Origin of the sequence: Nitrosomonas eutropha, from assembly GCF_003201195.1 — a bacterium.
In the GTDB taxonomy this organism is placed as follows: Bacteria; Pseudomonadota; Gammaproteobacteria; order Burkholderiales; family Nitrosomonadaceae; genus Nitrosomonas; species Nitrosomonas eutropha.
Map to the genome: position 1 here is coordinate 151,525 of NZ_QICQ01000001.1, position 21,706 is coordinate 173,230.

Genomic DNA, 21,706 nt, shown 5'->3' on the forward strand with positions numbered 1-21,706 from the left:
GTTGCTGACATTTTTCTGGATTGCTTCACCTTTGCAGGGTTCGCAAAGACAGCGAAGAGACTCTGTAATTGCAAAAATAACCATCTTGCGACTGCAGGCGAAGTAAGGCAGGAAGTAATCCAGAAAATGATTCTGAAGCTTTGAATGCTCTCGCATCATCCGAGTGGGAATCTTGTATCGAATCACGCCGACATAGATGCTCTTGGGACCCGGTATTCTTACTTTTGTGGTGGCTGAAACCATCCACTGGAAACAATGATCAGGCCGGTGTCTCATGCTCTTGGGTATTTGCCCACGGCCTGATCTTTGCCAATGTTTCTTCCAGCGCACCGCGTGCCATCTCGATATCGTAGTCCACTTGTAGGCGCAACCACCATCCGTCTGACAGACCAAAAAATCGGCATAGGCGCAAATCTGTATCTGCGGTAATGGCACGCTTACCCGCTACGATTTCACCGATGCGCTGCGCTGATACGCCGATTTCCTTTGCCAGCCGGTAATTGCTCATACCCAGCGGAATCAAGAATTCATCTGCCAGCATCTCGCCGGGGGAAACCGGCGTTAATTTATTATTCATGGTTAATCTCCATCAGTGGTAATCCACAATCTCAACATCTTCTGCATCCGTGCCTGTCCAGCGGAAGCACACACGCCACTGGTCGTTGATGCGGATACTGTGCTGCCCGGCACGGTCGCCTTTCAATATCTCCAGCCGATTCGCGGGCGGTACGCGTATATCCTCAATGCACCGTGCCAAATCAAGTTGCTTGAGCTTGCGTAACGCTGGACGCTCAATGTTGACAAATCGTGCAACTCGCCCCAACTTGAATAGGGTTTCAGTATCCACGCATCGAAATGTCTTGATCGTCATGAGTACATAGTATTGTGTTACGATATTAGCGTCAAACGACATTACAGATTAATGCCAACTTGGAGAAACGCTGATTTATCCCGTCACCCTACGCTTTTATGCCTGCCTGGAATAAGCGTGTTTTGTGTAAAAGAGGAAAAGAGTGGAGGGGCAGGTTTGTCATGAATTGTCCTGTGGTGCATGACTGGTTTTTGTTATATGGTTGTCAGCGGTTGTGGAGGTGTTGTGATTTATGATCCCGTTCCCAGCTTGCGCTATCGCCAGCATGCTGCCAACCTGATTGGGGCAAATGGTGGTTTTATTGCCAGGCTCAGGCGTTTTGGCCTGATGCTGTCTGGGATGCATCGACGGTGGAATACACGGAATATCGAAACACTGTCAGGTTTACGTGAAAAACTGACCCTGGAGAATCGTTATGTTTATGATGAATTTGCTCACTTTCGTAATGCTTCATTCTGGAACCGGCTTGCAGGTTTGTACTGCGCGAGACTTTATCGCCAGACTTTTGCAGGAAATTATTACCCTGTGGCTGGCCACGCTATGCAAGCGCCTTTAGCAGTGCCGCTGCATGATCATGATTTCTGTTATCAATCATAGTCAATCAGCTTTAGTTAAGTATTTAGCAAAAACAAAGATGCCGGCCAGCATTTGGCTACAGCTTTCCAGAATCCCAGGGCACCATCGCTGACAGCTAATTTTGGTGCATCTTTGCGACCGCGCTGTTTCAAATCCATGAGTACTTCCGTCCAACTGGCTTCTGACTCGCGATAGCCATCGGACAATGCCAGCAATTCTTTACGCCCGATCTCATCAGAACCGATAATCACCAAAAGACATAATCGGTCATCCATTCGTACAGTGCTGTAGATTCCATCAGCCCAGACATAAACCTACCGTTTGCCACTCAGATCACGACGCGTCCAGTTTTGATAATCCTGCTCCTAGTCCTGTTTCAGGCGGCTGATCATGGCTGCCGATAATCCCGTTGCTTCTGGCCCGAATAGATGTTTCAGCGCTTCGGAAAAATCTCCCGTTGAAATTCCTCTCAGATATAACCAGGGCAAAAACTCCTCAATGTTCCGGGTGCGCTTCAAATACGGTGATATCAGACTGTTTACCCAACTTGGAGCGATCTCAAACTTTCGGAACTTTGACTGCAATGTCTCCAAGTCCCGTTTGTATCGAACGTGCAGGCAAATAGCCATTTCTGGCTAATATCATCTGACCTTCGCCAGTTTTTAAAGTGGCGTGCTGCTCGATAAAAGTGGATACTTCCGCTTCAATAACTGCAGCCAGCATTCTACGTGCGCCTTCTCGAAGTACTTCCTGCAATGGATCATTTTGCTCTGGTTTGTTCAGCTTTAAAATATTACTATCTGTCATGCGGTGTTTTTCTTTTTATTGGTTGGTCTGCTGAGATCTTTACCAGCAGATTACACCGCTTTTCCCTCTACTGGCATACACCAGAAATGATCATACCTCGCAGCTTGGAGACATCAAACCAGCAGGTATCCTCCCCTGGTAAAGGACTTGTATGAAACCCTTGGCAACAGCGTTTTGAACACAACAGTGTGATCTGACCTGCGCTTGGCCGGGCACTCCAGGGCTTATATCGGCACCCGGAAAAGAGTTCGGTTTTTTACGCGTTAAAAATAAACTGCTCACCATGCCCAGGTGCAAACAACTGTAGCGTATGGGGTTTATTTTGTTCAGTGGCCTGTGGTTGCAAAGTGTCAGTGTTGCAGTAATCATAATTGGGAAAATTAGGGCGCATAAAATAGTAAAATAGGGGACAGACCAAGTTTTCTACTAAGAGTGGTAATTTTGTCTTGGATAGTGGCGCTTTGGTGAAGAGATTGTGGCCACTTTGAGGCGACGGGTGACCCCGGGAAAATCCGGGTGACCTCGGAAGGTGATAGCGCCAGAGTTAGGAGGGGTTGTTTGACTAAACGGTGAGAACCGTGGCCTGTCCCCATTTTTCTTATTAAGTAAATTTCTTATGCCCACTCAAGACGTACGCTGGCTCCAGCGCCTGGCTAACTATCAAAAAGCGCGCCAACGCTTGGTGAGTGCGGTGGAACTGGCAGCTACCCGGGAATTATCCGAATTGGAAAAACAGGGGCTGATTCAGTCCTTCGAGTTTGTTTTTGAGCTGGCGTGGAATGTAATGAAAGATTACTTTATTTATCAGGGTAATCCAGAAATAACCGGTTCACGCGATGCTATACGCCAGGCTTTTAAAGCCGGGCTTATCACCGACGGTGAGGGTTGGATGGAGATGATCAAAAGTCGCAACCAAACATCACATACTTACAATGAAGCGGTAGCTAATGAAATCTGTGAGAAAATTCTGAGTAGCTACCACCTGCTTTTTGCAAAATTTGAAGCAGATATGCAAACCAGGAGCGCGTGAAATGCCGAAAAAATTTGGTCTGCCTCAAGCTGCTATTACCAGGTTATGCCATATTTTTAGTCAATATCCACAAATCGACAGCGTAATTCTTTATGGATCGCGCGCCAAAGGCAATTACCGCCCGGGTTCTGATATAGACTTAAGCATCCAGGGTGAACAGCTAGACCTGACAACTCTGCTGGCCATAGAAAACCAGATAGACGATCTGTTGTTGCCCTGGATGGTGGATTTATCATTATTTCATAAGATAGATAATCCAGACCTGATTGAGCATATTCAAAGAATCGGTATCCCCTTTTATATCCAAGTCACTCCCCGCAGGCCGGATCAGCGCAGCGCATCCGGTATCAAGGTACATCTGGCATGATTCTTAATTGTGTTGTAGCCTAAATAGTGTAGTCGTGAGATTGAAAATATGAAATCCTTTTATCCTTTAAAAGGACTTCATATAACACAATCACATCGCAGACATGATATCTCGGATAAGGCATGGGTGTTATTTGAGGAGCATTTACCAGGACGCGAAAGAGCATGGGATGGAGTAGCCAGAGATAATCAACAGTTTATTAATGCTGTTTTCTGGATTATACGAACAGGAGCTCCATGGCAGGATTTGCCGCCAGACTACGGGAACTGGAGCAATACACATCGTCGTTTTATCCGCTGGCGTGACAAAGATATTTGAAAAAGCTGCTGGAAATCCTGATTGATGATTCTGATATGAATGGCTGATGATTGATGCCAGCCACATGCCCAACAGCTCTTTATGGCCCTCCCTATTGATGCCAAGTGCAAGGTACATCGACTTGTTGATAACCCGGTTGTTCTGCCGGATTTTCAGCACAATACAGTCCAGATAAACGATCGGGTAAATTGCATCCAGGGTAGGCGACACATCAGCGTCGTACATTTCCCTGAACGCATCAACGATGTCGCGCGTGCTCATGCCCTTGGCGTAAAGCGCCAGAATCTGGTCATCTCCATCTGCGTTAGACGCGTCTGGCCCTTGCGCACGATCTGTGGCTGAAAAGTACCAGCCCAATCACGGGGCACCTCAATACCAACCTTGCCATGAGCGCCCTTCAGTTGTGCTTGGATAATGTACCGTTGCGGCGGTTGCCTGAACCACGCCCGGCAGGATCATGCCTGGCATAACAGATGCTCGTCCAGCTCGGCTCCAAGGGCTGCTTCCACGGTCATTTTAACTAGCTGCTGGGTCAGGCTACCCAGATCTGCTTCAGATTTGATATTTTTCGCCAAGCAGCCAATATGGGCTTGCCACTGGTTCAGGTCGAGTTCATTCATTGTGTCAGTAGTCATGGAAAATTCCTTCACGGGGATGAAGGCTCGGGCACTTACACAAGATATTTTACAGGCTCCATTATTCTTCAAATATTTCTTCAATGGTCTGTGCTGTCAGAATCCGCTCACCCCAGTACAGCAGGGTTTGTGAATCTGCAGATTTGATACGGGTCTGGATAATTTCATCTGCTGGACCAAATTTTCGCTCCAGTAACCTCAGGAAAAATTCTGCTTCACCTTCCAATCTTCCTTCCTGCCGCCCTTCCTGCCGCCCCTCCTGAATACCAATCTGCCGCCCTTCCTGAATACCTATCTGCTTTCCTTCTTCAATTCCCTGCTGTTTCCAGTCTTTGGTCCAATCTTTGACGCGTTCTGAAAGCATGCTGTGTACCTCCTGTAAATCATGAATTTCATCGAAGCTGATTTTTGGCATTCTGCCTGGTAAGAATACCCGTTTCAGCCAGACAGTAAATGCGCGTCGCAGGCTGTCTTGTTCCGGGGTGTGCAGCCAAGTGATTAATGCCTGTAACACTTGTTGGACATCTTCTGGGGTGCGGCTGTTCTCCAGTCGGAACAAAGCGGCTGTCAGGTTACGCAATGCTGCCAGTTCGTGTTCATGGTAACGTCCTTCATCCAGCAGCAGGTAGTTGAGCTGTGGCCGGTAACGATCCAGTCCGCCAGGCGCAGGGAAAATCAGCTCAGTTATGTTTGCCGGTGCCTGCCAGCGGTTGTCTCCATTGTACAAAACTACCGGTAGTACTGGTGGTAGCTGTTCCCCCGTTTTAATGGATTCACTGCGGATGAGGTCCTGATACAGCAGGCCGATGTAAGTCATGATTCGCACCGCCATGAACCAGTCCACGGTAGATTGAAATTCCAGCAATAAATAAACGTACAGCCATTCGTCTTGCTTGCCTTGCTTACGGCGCAAGCGCCAGATGATGTCATCCTGACGTTCTCTCAAATCATCGCTGATATAGCTACCGTTAATTTTCTCCAGTGTGGAAAAGTCGAGTTCATTAACCCAGTCTTCTTTAACAAAGCCGCGCAGCAAGTCTGCCACCATTTCAGCGTGGGAAAATAGCAGTTTATATCCGTGATCGTGATCCATCTCTCAGATTTTTATCGTGTCGCAAATACTGTTTCAGTTTGTCGTAAAAGTTCTCGTACGTACCGATTTGATAGAAGTCGATGATCATAAATTCAATAGGTATGTTTCTGGCCGGCGATCGATAAGCTATTGGATACTCTTGCTGGTTGAACCGGGACTTGTAAGCCCGAACATCGGCCAGACCTCCCGCTTTGAGCTCGCCAATTTCTGGTGTTTCGCATATCATTTCTACCTTATCTTCAATTGCCAGTTGCAGCGGCCTGTTAGCTTTATTGACATACTGGGCGAACGGATGCTTGAAACTGGTTCTCATGGACCGATATTGGATAGCAATCGACTCCATGTCAAAGCAAAAATAATCTGCCAACCGAAAGGATAGTATTGCCAAATCTGCATGGAAAATCGCGACATCTATGACATGATGAATCTTCCCGATTTCAGGATGCTTCATTATGGAACCGATTTGCAGGTTTGTATCAACAGGCTTTTACAGGAAATATTACCCTGTGGCTGGTTATACTATGCAAGCGCCTTTGGCAGTGCCGTTGCATGATCACGATTTCTGTTGTTAGTCACGGTCAATCAGCTCTGGTTGAGGAATTACTCAAGGATTTAGCCAGGCTGGATATGCCTATGATCGCCGAGGTGTTGATTACCCTCAATATTCCCGAAGAAATTTTATTTGAACCTGATGATTTTCCCTATCCGGTCAGTGTGTTGAGAAATACTGCGCCCCGGGGATTTGGTGCAAATCATAATGCTGCTTTCCGGCAAGCAAAGGGAGAATGGTTCTGTGTTCTGAATCCCGATATCCGTCTGGTTGAGAATCCGTTTCCAGTTTTGCTTGAGGAGATTACTCGGTTATCCGCCGCAGTGATCGCACCGATGGTGATCACGCCGAATGGTGGGGTCGAGGACAGCGTTCGGCGATTTCCCACTCCTTTTTCTCTAGTCATCAAATTTCTTGGATGTGGTGATGGCCGATATATCTTCGCTGCCGAGGATGTGACGTTCAGAGCAGACTGGGTGGGTGGAATGTTCATGCTGTTTCGCGCAGGAGATTTCCGTGCGATTGCTGGTTTTGACGAGAAGTATTTTCTGTACTACGAGGATGTGGACATCTGTGCGCGCTTGTGGAAATCTGGGCGGTCAGTCCTGGCATGTCCAAAGGTCCGGGTAATTCACGATGCGCAACGGGCCAGCCGGAGAAGTTTGCGCTACATGAGGTGGCACATGGTCAGCATGTTGCGGTATCTCTGGAAGCATTGGTGACGTTTACCAAGGACGTTGGCAAATTCTGCAGAGTAAGCACATGGCAAGATCATCCCTGGTGCTCCACCAGCTTTTTCAAGCCTTCGTCTACTGATAACGGCGGCTGCCACCCGAGCAAGGTGCGGGTTTTACTGATATCCACCTGCAACGAACCTAGCAAACGCTGCGCTATTGCACCTTTACTCAGCAAGCGCGCCGCCAGGTGTAACAGCCACACCGGTATGGCAAGTAAGTGTACTTTTTTGCCCATCGCTTGGCCCAGCTGCTGCAATAAATCGGCAGTGGATAGATCTTCTCCATCGCTTACCAGAAAAGTCTGATTGGCTGCGTTTGGGTGATTCACGCAGGTGCAGATAAGATCCACCAGATTGTCCAGCGCCACCAGACTACGACGATTTTTTACCACCGCACCCAACGGCAGAGGAAAACCACGCCGCACCCAACGCAGCATGGTCAGAAAATTACCTTTGACGCCAGGGCCATAAACCAACACGGGACGAATGATGACCAGCTCCATGCCCATCTCCTGAGCCAGTTTGTGCAAACCCGCTTCGGCCTCGGCCTTGGAAATGCCATAAGCATCTTCTGGCGCAGGCGTGTCATCTGCTGAATAGGGTCGCCCCGGCTGCGTGCCTTCGCCGTTGACCTTAATTGAGCTGATAAACACAAAACGCCGCATTCCGGCAGCGGCAGCCTGCTGCGCCAGGCGCAGCGTACCATCTACGTTCACGCGGCGATATTCCGTGAGTGGATCAGTCGCGTTATCTTGCATTACATGGACGCGGGCAGCGCAATGGACTATCACATCCACTCCTGCCAGGGCTTGCGTCCAGTCGGTGGCCGCATCCAATGTGGGTACGATTACTGCTTCATCAACCGGACACCCTGCTGTCAACGCTGAGACTGACGTGCGAAATACAGGCCGTACCGTTACCTTTCGCTGACGCAGTGTCTGCCAGATGGTACCGCCTACAAAACCGCTGGATCCAGTCAGCAAGATGTTCATTTCATGTCTCTTGGCGTAGTATCTGTGCGCACAACAATGAACGGGCACAATTACATTCATAACCAGGATGATTTTGTCTGTCAATTTTCTGATATTTGTTGGTAGGCATATTAGAAAATCTGGGTGGCAAAGTCTTTGAAATCGATCAAATGTTGTTCGCGATAAGCTACAGTTAAGAGGCCTCTGCGCGGATCCTCCATGAGCCGCGTTGCTGGCAAAATCGCAATGATCGCAAACGCTTCAAAAAGGCATAATTGTAGAATGATGATCTATCTTGCTATACAGGCTCGTATCGTTGAACTTCAAATCCCGATTACAACAGCAGCGATTTCACGCACCCAGCTGTTCAAGGACTGTTTTCGCTTCAATCAAGTCGAGGTTGTCTACGCGTTCATTGAATCTGGAGTACACCGCGTTTAAGATGCGTTTGGCATCGTCTGCTTTGTTGAGTTTTCTCCAAAGTTTAGCTAGGCTCGTGGCGGCCCGAAGTTCAAATATTTTTGCATACTGATCCTGCGCGATCTTTAAGGCTTCACACAAACACTCCTCTGCTTCTTGGACTGTTTGCTCGGATTGCCCGAGCAACAGTTCGCCTTTCAATCGAAACAACTCCGCTTGCCAAAACAATTCTCCTCCAGTAACAGCAAGTTTCTGTGCCTCCTCAATGGCGACCAATCCTTCGTCAATTCTATTTCTGCGTAAATAGATTTCTGCCAGTAACGCCAATGTAGACGTATTGTTGGTAATCGCACCTGTGGCCCGGGTAGCAGCAATCCCATTAATTAATTTGACGAGGCCTTCCTCCCGTCCAATTTCGGCCAATGCCCAACCCTGAGAGGCTGTCGCCCACGCCAACCCCAATTCAAATGAGTATTGTGTTGAAACCGTAATTGCCTCATCGGTGAGCTCCAGCGTTCTCTTCGCATTGCGGGCGCCGGCATAGATCCAGGCAAGAAAAATGAGCGTAAAAACACGAGTGAATGGGTGCTCCAGCGCCCTCGCCATACCTATCGCCTCCAATGCCAACGTTTCGGCTTGCTCAATCTCACCTAATATCCATAACGTCCTGGCCAGCAGAATCCTCGCGCTTATTCCTGAATCTTGTCCGTAGAAAAAGACCTGTGAGCGGTGTTCATCCGGAACGTCAAGGGATTTTGCGGCGGACAGATGGGTTCTGGCTTCGTCAAACCGGCCAGAAAATAAGTTGATTGCACCCAAGGCATGGTGAGCTTCAATCAGCAGTTCTGCTATTTGCTCACGGTGAGCCAGTGCCAAGAGATCTTCAGCCAGGCCGCGCGCACGGACGAGGTGCCCTCTGAGCATAAGAACGACCCACAATCCCCGAATAACTCGAAATTGGTCCACGGAACTGCTTTGCTCCGACAACAAATCCTTCGCTCTTCGATAATTACGTTCCATTTCGTCGGACGCATATCCTTTGACGGCCAGCAATGGGCCTCCGCGTGCAAGCAGGAGTTCCAACTCCAGGGTATTTCGCTCCGGGTCTTGCGGCAGTTCCTTTAGCAAATCCAGTGCTCTGTTAAAATGATTAAGCGATTCGATATTGGCTGATTGTTTCGCATCTCTACGGGCCGCGCGATGCCAATAATCAACTGCCGGACCAGTCAGCCCTGCCTGTTCCAAGTGATAAGCCAAGAGTTCCGGTTCCATGTTTACCCGCTCTGGGAACCGGCTCTCCAGGGTTTTGGCAATGCGAGCATGAAGTATGCGCCGAGGTTTCTTGGGTAACATGCTGTAGGCCGCTTCCTGGACGAGTGCATGCTTGAAGTAGTATGTCGCAAGAGGTATCTTGCCCTCTTGAAGAACGAGCCCGGAAGCAACGAACAGGTCGAGTGCATTCCTTAACTCGCTGTCCGGCACTTCGACAGTGGCTCGCAACAGCTCGTAGGTAAATTCGCGCCCTATTGCCGCACCGGTTTGCACAATTTCTCTGGCTGACCCTAACCGATCCACCCGCTCCATGAGCAACGCCTGCAGACTGTCTGGAATGGGCAATCCCTTTAGTGGGCCCTTCAGAGTAAATGAATTGTTGTCCTCGATCAGGAGCCCAGATCCAAGCACATTTTCCGTCAATGTTTCAATATAGAGGGGTATGCCATCGGCCTTGGCCAGAATAGCCTGCTGCACCTCGGGCGGAAGCACTTTTCCTCCTGTTATCGCCGCAATGAGTTCAGCGCTATGCCGACGTGGAAGTCGGTTGAGCGTCAGGGACGTCACATAGCTATATTCCGACCACAACGGCTTGAAGTTGGGGCGAGTTGTGATCAACAACAACACACGCATCTGCCGAATGCGGCCAATGATTCGCGTCATGAGTTCCTGCGTTGTTGGATCAAGCCAATGGGCGTCTTCCACCGTGAACAACAGTGGACAACGATCGGCCAGCCTTTGTAGATAGTGCACAAGTGCTTCCAGCGTCATGTCTTTGCGTTTTTCGGATGGCACATTGAGAAGCGGATACCGATGATCTCCCTGGATCGAGAGCAGATCTGCCAGCAATGAAACCGTTTCCTGGCTATCGATTCTGCCTTCGATAGCCAGGGCGTCGAGCTTGTTCAGTTGTGCCTGGGCACTGTCATGACTTGCGAGTCCCGCTGTTTGCCGCAGAAAATTGATGGCCGGATAGAGTGCCGTATTGGTATGGTAGGGTGAACATTGAAACTGAATCGTCTGATACCGTTCATCTTTGAGGCGCTCACATAAACTACAGACGATTCTCGATTTTCCGATGCCGGCCTCACCGGATAGGAGCACGACTTGTCCTTCGCCGCTGATGGCCTCGCGCCAGCGACCCAACAGGAGTGAGATCTCCTGTTCTCTGCCTACAAATTTGGCTAAGTGGCTGGATCGATAGGACTCAAACCGGCTGACCGACAGCCTGGTACTCAGAACCTGCCAAGCTTGGACAGGTGTGTCGAACCCTTTCAGCGAAAAGGAGCCGAGATCCAGAAATTCGAATTCATTTCCGACAAGCCGTTTCGTCGCTGGATCAATGATCAATTGATTGGGTTTTGCCAGCGTCTGGAGGCGGGCGGCGAGATTTGGGGTTTCACCAAACACTGACCGTTCCTTGGCAAGATCCTGTCCTATTAGCTCGCCGACTACGACTTGACCAGTAGCGACCCCGATTCGTGCAGCAATATCAAACTGTAAATGGGGGTTGTCTCGATTAAGTTCCCCCACTGTATCCAGAATAGCCAGTCCAGCATGGACCGCTCGTTCCGCATCATTTTCATAGGCATGGGGGTACCCGAAATAAACCAGCATCCCATCGCCCATGTATTTTGCGATATAGCCATTGAGCCGGTCAATTGCTTGGCTACAGGCGTCCAAGAACCGTCGGATCACATCCTGGAGGTCTTCAGGGTCCAATCGGCAGGACAGTGCTGTCGAATCCACAAGATCACAAAACATCACCGTCAACTGTCGACGTTCTGCTTGATCCCGTTCTGGACGGAATAGCTGCTCCTCCTGAATGACGTCAGCGGGCATAGGCCTCGAATCCATAACCTCAGCGTTTTGCGACAATTGAGTGATCGCGCGCAAGATTTTTTTCCGATGTCCCAGCAAAACACCCAGCGCCTCCAGATCGCCCTCATTCAGCTCGGGCAGGACATCCCAGGTGATCGCATTTTGCTGAAACGACTCGCGATATATACCTAGGCCAAGGTTATCCAGCCATTCTGATATGTGATCATTCGTCATGAACAAAGTCGATGGTAGATATTCCGGCCTGCCATGGACAGGATTAACTGAGTTAAGCGTGGGAAGTTACTCGTTGCGGATCGTAATCCTTTAATCGATAATAGATCTGTGATGAACAACGCTTCCAAAAATATGATTCCTAAAGGATCTTTCACTCGAAAAATGGAACGTCAACTGGTAGGCATGGTAATGGCGGTCATCGCCTACGTGATCGAGAAAGCCGTGTTGCGTTCGATCAAGCGTAGTGGCACAAAATCTTCGGCACTGAACAGTCCGCCATCGTAAACTATTTTTGTCTTCAATGTCTTTGCAGCAGATCGATAACCAGGCCAAGGGTCAGCAGACCTCCGACGATCCCGAATGTTATTGGCACCCACTCGGCAGTAACCGTTGACGCTGCTGTGAATCCACTGGCCAGGATACTTGCCGCAGCGGTCAGGCCGAGCGCTAGTCGTCGTCCCGTATGACGTACTATATCCTCCAGTGAATTGGCCCGGAAATTTACCACAAGCTTTGGACCGCCAGGGCGGGCACCAACGAAATTTTCAACTGCTTCGATCATGCGCAGGGTTCGTACTTTCAACTTCTGAGATTGATACAGCAATGTCTTCGGATTGAACGCGGTACCCATGCGTTTAGCCATCAAGCGCATCAGATACTTTCCCGCTACGTCATACGGATCGAGTGCTGGATCAAGCTCGGCAGTCGCCAGCTGTACCTGCGCGAGTGCCTTGATGGCGAGCGTGAGCGAAGCTGGTAGCGGTACTCCGTGCCGTAACGAAACCGCACTCATTTCTTGCAGAAGCGGCCCGATCTGCATCTCGGCAAGCGAGGCAGTGCGATATTTTGCCATCACTTCCCCAATCTCACTCTGGAATCGGGCCACATCGAGGGTGCTACTATTATCGGCGCTCGTCATCATGAATGTGACATCGGTGAGAAACGCCGCATCTTCCTGCCATAGAGCCATCAACATTAACAAGAGATGCTCACGGAGATCGGTTCCTACCATACCGACCATTCCGAAATCAAGAAAATAGATGCAATCCTTCCACCACATCAGATTGCCTGGGTGGGGATCGGCATGGAAGAAGCCATCGACGATGATCTGTTTGTAGTAGCTCTCCAACAGTTGACGAGCAGCCTGGATGCGTGCTGGGCCAGCCGGCGCCTGCCTGATCGGTATACCCTGGATCTCTTCCATTACTAATAACCGAGACGTGGACAGATCCCGGTGTACGCTGGGTACGGCAAGGCGATTATAGTCTGCGAGCACCACTTGCATGCGCTCGATATTGTCGGCCTCCTGACGGAAGTCGAGTTCACTATGGAGCGAGGTGGAGAGATGTTTGAACACGGCTTCCATATCAATCACCTGATTGAGCGCAGGACGCTTTCCGACTTTCTCCACAAACACCTGGAGGAGGGCGAGATCCTGTTCGATATCCATGCGAGCAGTCGGTCGCTGAACCTTGACTACGACCCGTTCACCGCTTTCGAGCGTTGCACGATGGACCTGAGCGATCGTGCCAGCGGCGAGAGGCTTCGGGTCAATCGACTTGAATACATCCTCCCAGGGGACTCTCAATTCCTGCTCGGAAACTTGGACCACCTCGCTTTCCGTCATCGGCGGCACCCGGGACTGCAACAGAGAAAGCTCCTCAATGTATTCAATTGGAAGGAGATCCGGGCGAGTTGACAACACTTGTCCGAGTTTTGAGAATATCGGGCCAAGCTCTTCCAGGGCTGCTCGTAAGCGCTTGGCTTGCTGACGGCGGATAGATATATCTGGTTCGTTAGACTGGCTGAACAGCTTGAGGCCATGTTTCGCCATTACAGCTGCGATATGCGTAGCGCGGGCTGCCAGTCGAGGCTCAAAAGGCGGGATTTCACCCTCGGATAGGTGAGTTCGAGCCAAACCCGATGTCTGCTCACCAGTAGAATGCGCGGTATTTACAATAATCACGGTGCAATGGGCACTATGACTGATGCGGTTCGGTATGTTACCGAGCAAAAACTTTTTTCGACCTGCCATGCCAAAATTGCCAACCACCAGGACATCGACTGCCTTCTGTTCAGCGGCGCGGACGATTGCCAATGCCGGATCCGTATCAATGACGACCAAAGCATGCCCGCGATCTCCGGCGACCTGCCGCACAAAGTGTGCCAAATCGTTGTTGGCTGCCGCAGCGCGCGTTTGTTCGGCTTCGCCGAATTCTGTGGCGGACGGATACTGCGGCACCACTACCTCAACCGCGAACAGCTCCGCATCGTAGCGGTCGGCAAATCCAGCGGCCCACTGGACAGCTCGGTCGGCGGCTTCAGAGCGGTCGGTGCCTACCATCACGCGTTTTATGACTTTACTCTCCAGATGATTTTTCATAAATGTTGTAGAGTGATGAGCAGGGATAGCATCGATATGACAGGATCAGCCTGGGTGGCAGGGTGTGCAAACACCCTGCCCAAACGCTTATCAGCGTGCTATTGATCTGAAACAGCCAATCGATGCTGGTTGTTACGTAACATCTTTTTTCTCAGAGTTACCTTACATGAGTCAACGTTCCTGGCCTCCGGCAATCTTTGTTATGCAGAAACGTACAGGTATAATCAAGTCGTATGGAATTCGTTATATTAAACGATGAACTTCAAGATGAAGCTGGTTTTTTGGAGTTGCTCGCGTGTGATTTAAAGCCCTTTTATGAGCCGCGTTTACCCTATCACAACTGGGATGAACATATTGAGCACGGTCTTGGTATCATCGACGACCTTTGTAAGCAGGAAAAGACCAAAGGCAACCTAATCAATTCTTTCATGGCCAAAATTGCTTATATGGGGCATGACGCTGGTTTCCCCCATGACCTCATAGCACCTGTCTGGGAAAAGTATGGCAGTAAAGAGGGGTATTCAGCTCATATAATGAATGTCCTCCTGCAAAATTACGGGTTCGAAGAATCATATATTCGAGATGTTCAAACATGCATAATGTTTACAAGGATGGGTGAACAGCTACCAGAAAATGTAGGTGAAGAGCTTGGTAACACAGCTAAAGCTGTGCGCACTGCTGATCTTTCTCATGTCTTTGGGCCTTACAAGAACTTCGTTATCAATAGCTTCAAGCTTATGGAAGAAGGGAAAATGTACGGTCGAGAGCCAGTCTTGGCAGAATTCAAAAATAGAACCAGATTTGTGCTGACAAATTACTTGAGTCCCGATTTTATTCCTTCTGGTACTTACAGTATTGTTGATGGCATGAAAAATATTGAGCGTTTTTGTAAAGATTCACCAAGCCGTTTATTGAAAGTTGTCGGGAAACAGGCTAACCGTTTCGCAAGTCTTATAAAGAAAGCTGCTTAAAGACCTTTAGATACTAGATGCCAGTCAGACTGGTATTGCCCGATTTGCTGCCCGCTATGGCTTTGTAGAAAAGCCTGCCAGGATTCGTTTTCATATCCTGGATCCTGAAATACAAATCATCGCGGGTATCTGTTGTCCGGATATTACACTGGATGCTGGTAGCTTTAGCCGATTGACCATTGGTATCCGGCGGGTGTTTATCACTGAAAACGAAATCAACTTTCTGGCTTTGCCCAATGTCCTTGCTGCCATGGCTGTTTTCGGCTCCGGCTACGGCTGGGAAGCGCTTGCTCGGAGCCGTTGGTTGGATCGCTGTGTGATCCATTACTGGGGAGATATCGACACTCACGGCTTCGCCATTCTTGATCAACTGCGCAGCCATTTTCCGCATGTTTCATCTCTGCTGATGGATCGCGCGACTCTTGAGGCGCACACTGCTTTCTGGGGCCGGGAAGACAAGCCACAGCGGAATGATTTGTACCGATTAACTCCGGAAGAATCGGATCTATACGATGCTCTGCGTGACAACCGTATCCGTGAGGGGCTGAGGCTGGAACAGGAACATCTGGGCTTTGGCTGGGTACGTGAACGGATTGATCAGCTGTGATGCGATATGATATTAGGGTGAATTTTCAAGTGAACCTGTAAACCGGGATATCATGTTACGTTTACTGGATATTGTGCTGGCAGTCTTGGGTATTCTGGTTACCCTGCCGCTGTTGACGATTCTTTATGTGGTTGGGTTGTTCGACACACGATCACCATTATTTCGGCAGATAAGGGTAGGAAGACAGCAGAAGCCATTTGTCCTGGTTAAATTTCGTACTATGCGACCAGGTACGGCTTCTGTTGCCACGCATCTGGCGGATGTCTCGGCTATTACTTCTTTTGGTAATTTTTTGCGAAAAACTAAGCTGGATGAGCTGCCGCAACTATGGAATGTACTCAAGGGGGAGATGAGTCTGGTTGGCCCCCGGCCTTGCTTGCCAAATCAGCTTGAGTTGATCGGGGAACGAGTGCAACGGAGGGTCTTTGATGTGCGTCCGGGTATTACAGGGTTGGCGCAGATTCAGGGTATTGATATGTCTACCCCTGTGCTGCTGGCAGAGGTTGATAGGCAGATGATCAGGACGTTGTCGGTAGTGAATTATTTTAAGTACATTGTGCTGACAGCGACAGGTCGTGGTGCAGGGGATCGTATAAGAGAAAAATCCGGTTGATTAAGTTTTATGGTTAAAAATTACTTCAGACAGTTTGCACCCTCAGTGTTGACCTTGTCCCGTACGATGAAGCGGCTAATTGCTCTTTCTGTAGATTTCAGTTTGTGTGTTTTGACAGTCTGGCTGGCTTATTACCTGCGTTTGGGTGAGTTTGTCAGTTTTACCAGGCAGGGTCCATGGGCAGAGGGTGCCATTTGGGCAGCGGTAACCTCCGTTGTACTGGCGCTGCCTATTTTTATTGTTACTGGTCTTTATCGTGCCATTTTCAGATACAGCGGTTGGCCGGCGTTATTGACGGTAGCACGTGCTATCAGTATTTATGGGCTGATCTATGCCACCATCTTTATGGTTATCGGGCTGTCAGGTGTTCCACGCACAATCGGTATCATTCAGCCAATTCTGCTACTCCTGTTTGTCGGTGCATCGCGTGCGCTGGCACGTGTGTGGCTGGGAGATCAGTACCAGAATATTTTGAGACATATTTCCCGGCCCCGGGCATTTATTTATGGTGTTGGCCGAACAGGCCGTCAGTTGGCAGTAGCCATGGCCAATAGTCCGGAAATACAGATAGCGGGGTTTCTGGATGATGATGATCGCTTGCATGGACATGTACTCAATGGTTTGCCTATCTATAACCCGGGTGATCTGACGGCCTTGGTTTCCACCTTGAATATCAGCGATGTCTTGTTGGCAATGCCGGGTATTTCACGCCGTCGTCGTAATGAAATTTTATGTCAGATTCGTGATGCGCGTGTTTCGGTACGGACATTGCCCAGTGTGACTGATCTGATCCAGGGTAAGGTGGGTATTACAGATTTGCGTGAACTGGATATTGATGATCTGCTCGGGCGTGAACCGGTAACACCGAATCATATTCTGTTAGCGAAGAATATTCTGGGTAAAGTGGTGTTGGTGACGGGAGCGGGTGGATCGATTGGTAGTGAACTTTGCCGCCAGATTCTTGTTGTGGGGCCGATCAGGTTGCTGTTGGTTGAACAGAATGAATTTGCGCTTTATATGATTCACCAGGAACTGGAGGGGAAGCTTGCCAGCCGTGATATTGTGTTGGTGCCTTTATTGGCATCAGTACAGGATGAGGGCCGTATGCGGGAGATCATATCTACTTGGCACCCGGATACTGTCTATCATACCGCTGCCTATAAGCATGTGCCGCTGGTGGAGCATAATCCGGCGGAAGGCATTAAGAACAATGTGTTTGGTACGCTCCATCTGGCACGGGCCGCCGAGGAAAATGGTGTGATGGATTTTGTGCTGATCAGCACAGACAAGGCAGTGCGACCTACCAATATCATGGGTGCGAGCAAGCGCCTGGCAGAACTGGTATTACAGGCTCTGGCCGATAACAATTCCACTACCCGATTTTCCATGGTGCGTTTCGGTAATGTGCTGGGTTCATCGGGCTCAGTGGTGCCGAAATTCCGTCAGCAAATCCGGGAGGGAGGTCCGATTACGCTGACTCATCCGGAGATTACCCGCTATTTCATGACAATTCCGGAAGCGGCTCAATTGGTCATCCAGGCAGGGGCAATGGCCAGGGGCGGGGGGGTATTTGTGCTGGATATGGGAGAATCCGTGAAGATTATGGATCTGGCACGCCACATGATTGAGCTTTCTGGTTTGACTGTCAGAGATGAGCAGAATCTGGAAGGTGACATTGAAATTGAGATTACCGGTTTGCGCCCCGGTGAAAAGCTTTATGAGGAGCTGTTGATTGGAAACAACCCGGAACTGACCTCCCATCCGAGGATTATGAGAGCGCATGAAGATTCTGTTCCTTGGGCAGAGCTGGAAGGTAAGCTGAGTGCTTTGGAGATGGCTTTAAATGTGAATGATGTCGGTGTCATCCGGTTGATGATGGCACAACTGGTTCCTGGTTATATCCCCAATCAGGAGATCGTAGATTGGGTGTATCTTGCGCAGGAAGACGAAGCACGGGCAATGGAGTTGGGCAGCAAGGGGACTTCCGGATAAAAGTAAGTAACTCGCTGTTCATTTGTGTATTCCGCAGCGTGCGTTATAAATCACGCCGTTGCAGGCAACGTAGTCGCGCAGGAGTGTGCAGGTGGTATCACGCAACAGATCAGTTGTCACGATGATACCGCGAATTTCCAATTCATCAATCCAGTTCTCTGGTCGAGGGCCTTCGTCGAAACCGATTGCCTCCACATCCTCACCGCGTGCAGCACAGACCAAACTGCGTACGCCGGACCAGATCACTGCACCAAAGCACATTACACAAGGTTCGGCACTGGTTACCAGTTCACAGGCAGGCAGACCGTCAGCGCTCAAATCGTGGCTGCCCAGTTTTGCCTGCGCCAGCGATAACGCAAGTATTTCGGCGTGAGCAGTGGAACAGTGGCTTGATACCACCCGGTTGGTACCGGCTGCAATCAGCAAGCCGCTGTCGCGCTCGAATACCGCTGCGGCAAAAGGGCCACCATCTGTAGCCATATTGATACGCATTAGTTCAAGCACATAACTCATGCGTGCTTCAGGTTTAATCAGCACGCGCGGCTCCATATTTGCCTGTACGAGGAAAGCTGGCAGTTTGATGTGCAATGTAGTGCTTATGCTCATAGGGCAACTTTACACTAATGTCGATCAATGCGGGTAGCGCTTGGTGTTACTTCGGCACAATCGAATCTTCATTGTTATAAAAATTGATTTTTTTGTCTGAAAGCCATTGGTACTGGCCTGATATCCAGCTGGTGTGGTTACCCGATTAAAGTCAGCCCGCAAGCAGCCGATAAAGTCTGAAATTCATAAAAGGTTTTTCAGTCATGTTGGTAACTATCGGATATCTTATTGTCATTGTCTCCGTGTTTGGTGGATTTGCTCTGGCGGGCGGCCATCTGGGATCATTATTTCAGCCGGTCGAGCTGCTCATGATTGCAGGTGCCGCGCTGGGTGCATTCTTCGTCGGTAATTCCGGCAAAGCAATCAAGGCTACTTTCAAAGCGCTTCCTGGTGTTTTTCAGGGTGCCCGATATACCAAGGTGGTCTACATGGAGCTGATGACACTGCTCTATGAAGTGCTCGGCAAAATCCGCAAGGAAGGGCTGATGTCGATTGAGGCGGATGTGGATGATCCTGCTAAAAGTCCGTTGTTCACAAAATATCCCAAAATCCTGTCGGATCATCATGCCATAGAATTCATTACCGATTATCTGCGGCTGATGGTTGGCGGTAATCTTAACCCCCTGGAAATTGAAAATCTGATGGATGGTGAAATCGAAACGCATCACCAGGAAGGGGAGGTGCCTGTGCATGTTATCGGCAAGATGGGGGATGCACTCCCGGCTTTCGGAATTGTGGCAGCCGTGATGGGTGTGGTGCATACCATGGCGTCAGTCGGCATTCCACCGGCAGAGCTGGGCAAGTTGATTGCTGCGGCATTGGTTGGGACGTTTCTTGGGATTTTGCTTGCCTATGGTTTTGTCAGCCCTCTAGCCAGTCGCCTGGAACAGAGATTGCATGAATCAAGCAAGTTGCTGGAGTGCATCAAGGTTACGCTGCTGGCTAATCTCAACGGCTATGCACCGGCTCTGGCAGTGGAATTTGGCAGGAAAGTACTATTCTCCACCGAGCGGCCATCGTTCATCGAACTGGAAAAACACGTCAAACAGAGTAAAGCTAAATGATGTTGCTTCTCCAAGTTTTTCTGTTGCTAAGTGAGGTCGTGAATGGCTGAGGATTTTTCACAAAAACCCATCATTATCAAACGTATTAAGAAGGTGTCGGGGCAGCATCACGGTGGTGCTTGGAAAATTGCCTATGCTGATTTCGTGACGGCTATGATGGCCTTTTTTTTGCTGATGTGGTTGTTGGGTTCAACTACGCAGGGGGATAAGGAAGGTATTTCTGAATATTTCAAGATGCCTTTAAAAGTTGCGCTGCTTGGGGGAGATGGCAGCGGGGACAGCACCAGTGTCATTAAAGGAGGTGGTGATGATCTGAGCCGGCGAATCGGTCAGATGAGGCGATCCGATTTTGATGACTTGAAGCAATCTCTTGATATGGATGCGCTGCAGACTCTCCAGGATCGTGTTGAACGGGAACAACTGGAAAAACTCAAAGCCAGAATAGAAGATGCAATCAACAGTAATCCGGTACTTAATAAATTTAAGAGCCAGCTGTTACTCGATATTACCTCGGAAGGTTTACGCATCCAGATTGTTGATGAAAAAAACCGTCCGATGTTTGCTATCGGAAAAGCAGAATTGCAGCCGTATACCAAAATGATTCTGCATGAAATCGGCAAGATGCTGAATGATGTCGGCAATAAAATCAGTCTTTCTGGCCACACTGACGCGACTCCCTATCCCTCCGGTGAAAAAAGCTACAGTAACTGGGAATTATCGGCGGATCGTGCCAATGCTTCCCGGCGTGAGCTGATCGCGGGTGGAATGAATCCGGAGAAAATGTTGCGAGTGGTCGGGCTGTCTTCCGCGGTGATGTTTGATAAAGAAGATTCATTCAGTCCGTTTAACCGGCGGATCAGCATTATCGTCATGAATAAAAAAGCCGAGGATGCCATTACCCGTGAAAGCCTGGGTGAAGTAAACATCCATAGTGAAGAAGAAGTCAGTCCGCAGATTGTGGATGGAAACAATGCCGTATCCAACTGAGACTGTTCATCAGTGTGCTGCTTCCGAATCACTGCTGAAAAAGATCTTTGTAGTGCTGCCAGGCAGTATTTTGCTTGTATGTCTGCTTGGGGTAATTCTGCCGTGGCCGCTCACGCTGCTGCACGCAATCTGGCTGCAGGGAGTGATTGCTGCGCTCATGAGTTTCTATCTGTTGCGCTTGCCAGTCTGGCAGGCGGTTATTCATCTGTTCTTTTTTCCGGCGCTGCTGTCGGCAATATCAACACTGGAGCTGTCTGCTGACTGGTATCTGGCTGGTTTTATTACACTCATGCTAGTTTTTGGAAGAATACATCACACACGGGTGCCGTTGTTTTTGTCTAGCCGGGAAGCGGTTGATACACTGGCTGGATTGCTGCCGCAGGATTGCAACTTCAAATTGATTGATCTGGGCTCGGGGTGTGGCGGGCTGGTATGCAAATTGGCGCGGATGTTGCCGCATGGCAGCTATCACGGCGTTGAGACCGCCATGTTGCCCTGCTGGATCAGTAAGTTGAGAGCAATGCTATCCGGGCAGGATTGCCGGTTTCAATGGGAAAGCATCTGGCGGTATGATCTGTTTGGATACGATGTAGTATATGCCTATCTTTCCCCTGTGCCCATGCCTCGTTTATGGGAGAAAGTATGCCAGGAAATGCGTCCGGGTAGCCTTTTCATCAGTAACACCTTTACTGTTCCAGGCGTCGTGCCTGATCGGTGTATCCAGCTGGATGATTTTAGTGGTGCCGCACTTTATATCTGGCAAATACCTTGATGAAATTCTG

20 protein-coding genes and 3 pseudogenes are annotated in these 21,706 nt (G+C 49.4%); 13 read left to right on the top strand and 10 right to left on the bottom strand.

The features are described from left to right. Positions 1 to 259: 259 nt before the first annotated feature. Complete coding sequence (locus tag C8R14_RS00795; RefSeq protein ID WP_011633300.1) at positions 260 to 577, bottom strand: HigA family addiction module antitoxin; 318 nt, start codon at positions 575 to 577, stop codon at positions 260 to 262. Between the two features lie 12 nt (positions 578 to 589). Continuing rightward, a complete protein-coding gene (locus C8R14_RS00800; protein ID WP_011633301.1) occupies positions 590 to 913 on the bottom strand; it encodes a type II toxin-antitoxin system RelE/ParE family toxin in 324 nt (107 codons plus the stop codon). Positions 914 to 1,051: 138 nt separating this feature from the next. Between C8R14_RS00800 and C8R14_RS00805 the strand changes: the two genes are divergently transcribed. After that, entirely contained in the window at positions 1,052 to 1,468 is a 417-nt protein-coding gene (locus C8R14_RS00805) for a hypothetical protein (protein WP_011633302.1), read from the top strand. A 41-nt stretch (positions 1,469 to 1,509) separates the two neighbouring features. On the opposite strand, the pseudogene C8R14_RS00810 reads toward C8R14_RS00805, so the two are convergent. After that, a pseudogene (locus tag C8R14_RS00810) lies at positions 1,510 to 2,254 on the bottom strand (IS256 family transposase); the annotation flags it as partial. Positions 2,255 to 2,870: 616 nt separating this feature from the next. Here C8R14_RS00810 and C8R14_RS00815 point away from each other — a divergent pair. The 3 genes and pseudogenes from C8R14_RS00815 to C8R14_RS00825 all read left to right on the top strand — a co-directional run. Further along, complete coding sequence (locus C8R14_RS00815; protein ID WP_011633304.1) at positions 2,871 to 3,284, top strand: nucleotidyltransferase substrate binding protein; 414 nt, start codon at positions 2,871 to 2,873, stop codon at positions 3,282 to 3,284. A 1-nt stretch (position 3,285) separates the two neighbouring features. Continuing rightward, positions 3,286 to 3,651 carry a nucleotidyltransferase domain-containing protein gene (locus tag C8R14_RS00820; protein ID WP_011633305.1) on the top strand — a complete coding sequence of 122 codons (366 nt, stop codon included), beginning with the start codon at positions 3,286 to 3,288 and terminating at the stop codon, positions 3,649 to 3,651. Between the two features lie 48 nt (positions 3,652 to 3,699). Next, a pseudogene (locus C8R14_RS00825) lies at positions 3,700 to 4,033 on the top strand (transposase); the annotation flags it as partial. Here the strand turns inward: C8R14_RS00825 and C8R14_RS00830 are convergent. From C8R14_RS00830 to C8R14_RS00840, 3 genes and pseudogenes are all read right to left on the bottom strand, one after another. Then, positions 4,024 to 4,589: pseudogene (locus C8R14_RS00830) on the bottom strand (transposase); the annotation flags it as partial. The pseudogenes C8R14_RS00825 and C8R14_RS00830 sit on opposite strands and share 10 nt — an antisense overlap. Before the next feature lie 76 nt (positions 4,590 to 4,665). After that, a complete protein-coding gene (locus tag C8R14_RS00835) occupies positions 4,666 to 5,697 on the bottom strand; it encodes an Rpn family recombination-promoting nuclease/putative transposase (RefSeq protein WP_011633308.1) in 1,032 nt (343 codons plus the stop codon). Then, positions 5,675 to 6,148, bottom strand: a complete 474-nt coding sequence (locus tag C8R14_RS00840; protein ID WP_242500185.1) for a type II toxin-antitoxin system RelE/ParE family toxin — start codon at positions 6,146 to 6,148, stop codon at positions 5,675 to 5,677. The genes C8R14_RS00835 and C8R14_RS00840 overlap by 23 nt, the downstream gene beginning before the upstream one ends. Positions 6,149 to 6,246: 98 nt before the next feature. Between C8R14_RS00840 and C8R14_RS00845 the strand changes: the two genes are divergently transcribed. Next, complete coding sequence (locus C8R14_RS00845; protein WP_011633310.1) at positions 6,247 to 6,969, top strand: glycosyltransferase; 723 nt, start codon at positions 6,247 to 6,249, stop codon at positions 6,967 to 6,969. Positions 6,970 to 7,018: 49 nt separating this feature from the next. On the opposite strand, the gene C8R14_RS00850 is transcribed toward C8R14_RS00845, so the two are convergent. Both C8R14_RS00850 and C8R14_RS00855 read right to left on the bottom strand, forming a co-directional pair. Further along, positions 7,019 to 7,975, bottom strand: coding sequence for a UDP-glucose 4-epimerase family protein (locus tag C8R14_RS00850; protein ID WP_041353401.1), 957 nt, complete (start codon positions 7,973 to 7,975; stop codon positions 7,019 to 7,021). Positions 7,976 to 8,305: 330 nt separating this feature from the next. Further along, positions 8,306 to 11,701, bottom strand: coding sequence for an ATP-binding protein (locus C8R14_RS00855; RefSeq protein ID WP_011633312.1), 3,396 nt, complete (start codon positions 11,699 to 11,701; stop codon positions 8,306 to 8,308). A gap of 111 nt (positions 11,702 to 11,812) precedes the next feature. Between C8R14_RS00855 and C8R14_RS13425 the strand changes: the two genes are divergently transcribed. Continuing rightward, the gene (locus C8R14_RS13425; RefSeq protein WP_166484983.1) at positions 11,813 to 11,986 is read left to right on the top strand and encodes a hypothetical protein; all 174 of its coding nucleotides are present in this window, start codon (positions 11,813 to 11,815) and stop codon (positions 11,984 to 11,986) included. Positions 11,987 to 11,999: 13 nt separating this feature from the next. On the opposite strand, the gene C8R14_RS00860 is transcribed toward C8R14_RS13425, so the two are convergent. Then, positions 12,000 to 14,084 carry an AarF/UbiB family protein gene (locus C8R14_RS00860; RefSeq protein WP_011633313.1) on the bottom strand — a complete coding sequence of 695 codons (2,085 nt, stop codon included), beginning with the start codon at positions 14,082 to 14,084 and terminating at the stop codon, positions 12,000 to 12,002. 233 nt (positions 14,085 to 14,317) lie between these two features. Between C8R14_RS00860 and C8R14_RS00865 the strand changes: the two genes are divergently transcribed. Genes C8R14_RS00865 through C8R14_RS00880 form a run of 4 tightly spaced genes read left to right on the top strand, consistent with a single transcriptional unit; the run spans position 14,318 to position 18,267 of the window. Continuing rightward, the gene (locus C8R14_RS00865) at positions 14,318 to 15,055 is read left to right on the top strand and encodes a hypothetical protein (protein WP_011633314.1); all 738 of its coding nucleotides are present in this window, start codon (positions 14,318 to 14,320) and stop codon (positions 15,053 to 15,055) included. 34 nt (positions 15,056 to 15,089) lie between these two features. Beyond that, entirely contained in the window at positions 15,090 to 15,662 is a 573-nt protein-coding gene (locus C8R14_RS00870; protein ID WP_074709777.1) for a DUF2220 domain-containing protein, read from the top strand. Between the two features lie 52 nt (positions 15,663 to 15,714). Beyond that, the gene (locus C8R14_RS00875; protein WP_011633316.1) at positions 15,715 to 16,275 is read left to right on the top strand and encodes a sugar transferase; all 561 of its coding nucleotides are present in this window, start codon (positions 15,715 to 15,717) and stop codon (positions 16,273 to 16,275) included. 9 nt (positions 16,276 to 16,284) lie between these two features. Continuing rightward, complete coding sequence (locus tag C8R14_RS00880) at positions 16,285 to 18,267, top strand: polysaccharide biosynthesis protein (protein ID WP_011633317.1); 1,983 nt, start codon at positions 16,285 to 16,287, stop codon at positions 18,265 to 18,267. 18 nt (positions 18,268 to 18,285) lie between these two features. Here C8R14_RS00880 and C8R14_RS00885 read toward each other — a convergent pair whose 3' ends face one another. Continuing rightward, complete coding sequence (locus tag C8R14_RS00885; RefSeq protein ID WP_011633318.1) at positions 18,286 to 18,873, bottom strand: guanine deaminase; 588 nt, start codon at positions 18,871 to 18,873, stop codon at positions 18,286 to 18,288. A gap of 203 nt (positions 18,874 to 19,076) precedes the next feature. Between C8R14_RS00885 and motA the strand changes: the two genes are divergently transcribed. The 3 genes from motA to C8R14_RS00900 are packed head-to-tail and all read left to right on the top strand — an operon-like array spanning position 19,077 to position 21,696. Next, positions 19,077 to 19,937 (top strand): flagellar motor stator protein MotA, encoded by an 861-nt coding sequence (gene motA, locus C8R14_RS00890; RefSeq protein ID WP_011633319.1) that lies wholly within the window; start codon positions 19,077 to 19,079, stop codon positions 19,935 to 19,937. A gap of 42 nt (positions 19,938 to 19,979) precedes the next feature. Beyond that, positions 19,980 to 20,924, top strand: a complete 945-nt coding sequence (gene motB, locus C8R14_RS00895) for a flagellar motor protein MotB (RefSeq protein WP_011633320.1) — start codon at positions 19,980 to 19,982, stop codon at positions 20,922 to 20,924. Beyond that, positions 20,908 to 21,696, top strand: coding sequence for a class I SAM-dependent methyltransferase (locus tag C8R14_RS00900; RefSeq protein WP_041353636.1), 789 nt, complete (start codon positions 20,908 to 20,910; stop codon positions 21,694 to 21,696). The genes motB and C8R14_RS00900 overlap by 17 nt, the downstream gene beginning before the upstream one ends. Positions 21,697 to 21,706: the final 10 nt, after the last annotated feature.

Coding starts and splice junctions, on each gene's coding strand:
- C8R14_RS00845 (WP_011633310.1), top strand. CDS start 6,247: ATGATCACGATTTCTGTTGTTAGTCACGGTCAATCAGCTCTGGTTGAG.
- C8R14_RS00840 (WP_242500185.1), bottom strand. CDS start 6,148: ATGAAGCATCCTGAAATCGGGAAGATTCATCATGTCATAGATGTCGCG.
- C8R14_RS00880 (WP_011633317.1), top strand. CDS start 16,285: ATGGTTAAAAATTACTTCAGACAGTTTGCACCCTCAGTGTTGACCTTG.
- C8R14_RS00820 (WP_011633305.1), top strand. CDS start 3,286: ATGCCGAAAAAATTTGGTCTGCCTCAAGCTGCTATTACCAGGTTATGC.
- C8R14_RS00885 (WP_011633318.1), bottom strand. CDS start 18,873: ATGAGCATAAGCACTACATTGCACATCAAACTGCCAGCTTTCCTCGTA.
- C8R14_RS00795 (WP_011633300.1), bottom strand. CDS start 577: ATGAATAATAAATTAACGCCGGTTTCCCCCGGCGAGATGCTGGCAGAT.
- C8R14_RS00805 (WP_011633302.1), top strand. CDS start 1,052: ATGACTGGTTTTTGTTATATGGTTGTCAGCGGTTGTGGAGGTGTTGTG.
- C8R14_RS00855 (WP_011633312.1), bottom strand. CDS start 11,701: ATGACGAATGATCACATATCAGAATGGCTGGATAACCTTGGCCTAGGT.
- motA (WP_011633319.1), top strand. CDS start 19,077: ATGTTGGTAACTATCGGATATCTTATTGTCATTGTCTCCGTGTTTGGT.
- motB (WP_011633320.1), top strand. CDS start 19,980: ATGGCTGAGGATTTTTCACAAAAACCCATCATTATCAAACGTATTAAG.
- C8R14_RS13425 (WP_166484983.1), top strand. CDS start 11,813: ATGAACAACGCTTCCAAAAATATGATTCCTAAAGGATCTTTCACTCGA.
- C8R14_RS00850 (WP_041353401.1), bottom strand. CDS start 7,975: ATGAACATCTTGCTGACTGGATCCAGCGGTTTTGTAGGCGGTACCATC.
- C8R14_RS00815 (WP_011633304.1), top strand. CDS start 2,871: ATGCCCACTCAAGACGTACGCTGGCTCCAGCGCCTGGCTAACTATCAA.
- C8R14_RS00875 (WP_011633316.1), top strand. CDS start 15,715: ATGTTACGTTTACTGGATATTGTGCTGGCAGTCTTGGGTATTCTGGTT.
- C8R14_RS00865 (WP_011633314.1), top strand. CDS start 14,318: ATGGAATTCGTTATATTAAACGATGAACTTCAAGATGAAGCTGGTTTT.
- C8R14_RS00835 (WP_011633308.1), bottom strand. CDS start 5,697: ATGGATCACGATCACGGATATAAACTGCTATTTTCCCACGCTGAAATG.
- C8R14_RS00900 (WP_041353636.1), top strand. CDS start 20,908: ATGCCGTATCCAACTGAGACTGTTCATCAGTGTGCTGCTTCCGAATCA.
- C8R14_RS00800 (WP_011633301.1), bottom strand. CDS start 913: ATGTCGTTTGACGCTAATATCGTAACACAATACTATGTACTCATGACG.
- C8R14_RS00860 (WP_011633313.1), bottom strand. CDS start 14,084: ATGAAAAATCATCTGGAGAGTAAAGTCATAAAACGCGTGATGGTAGGC.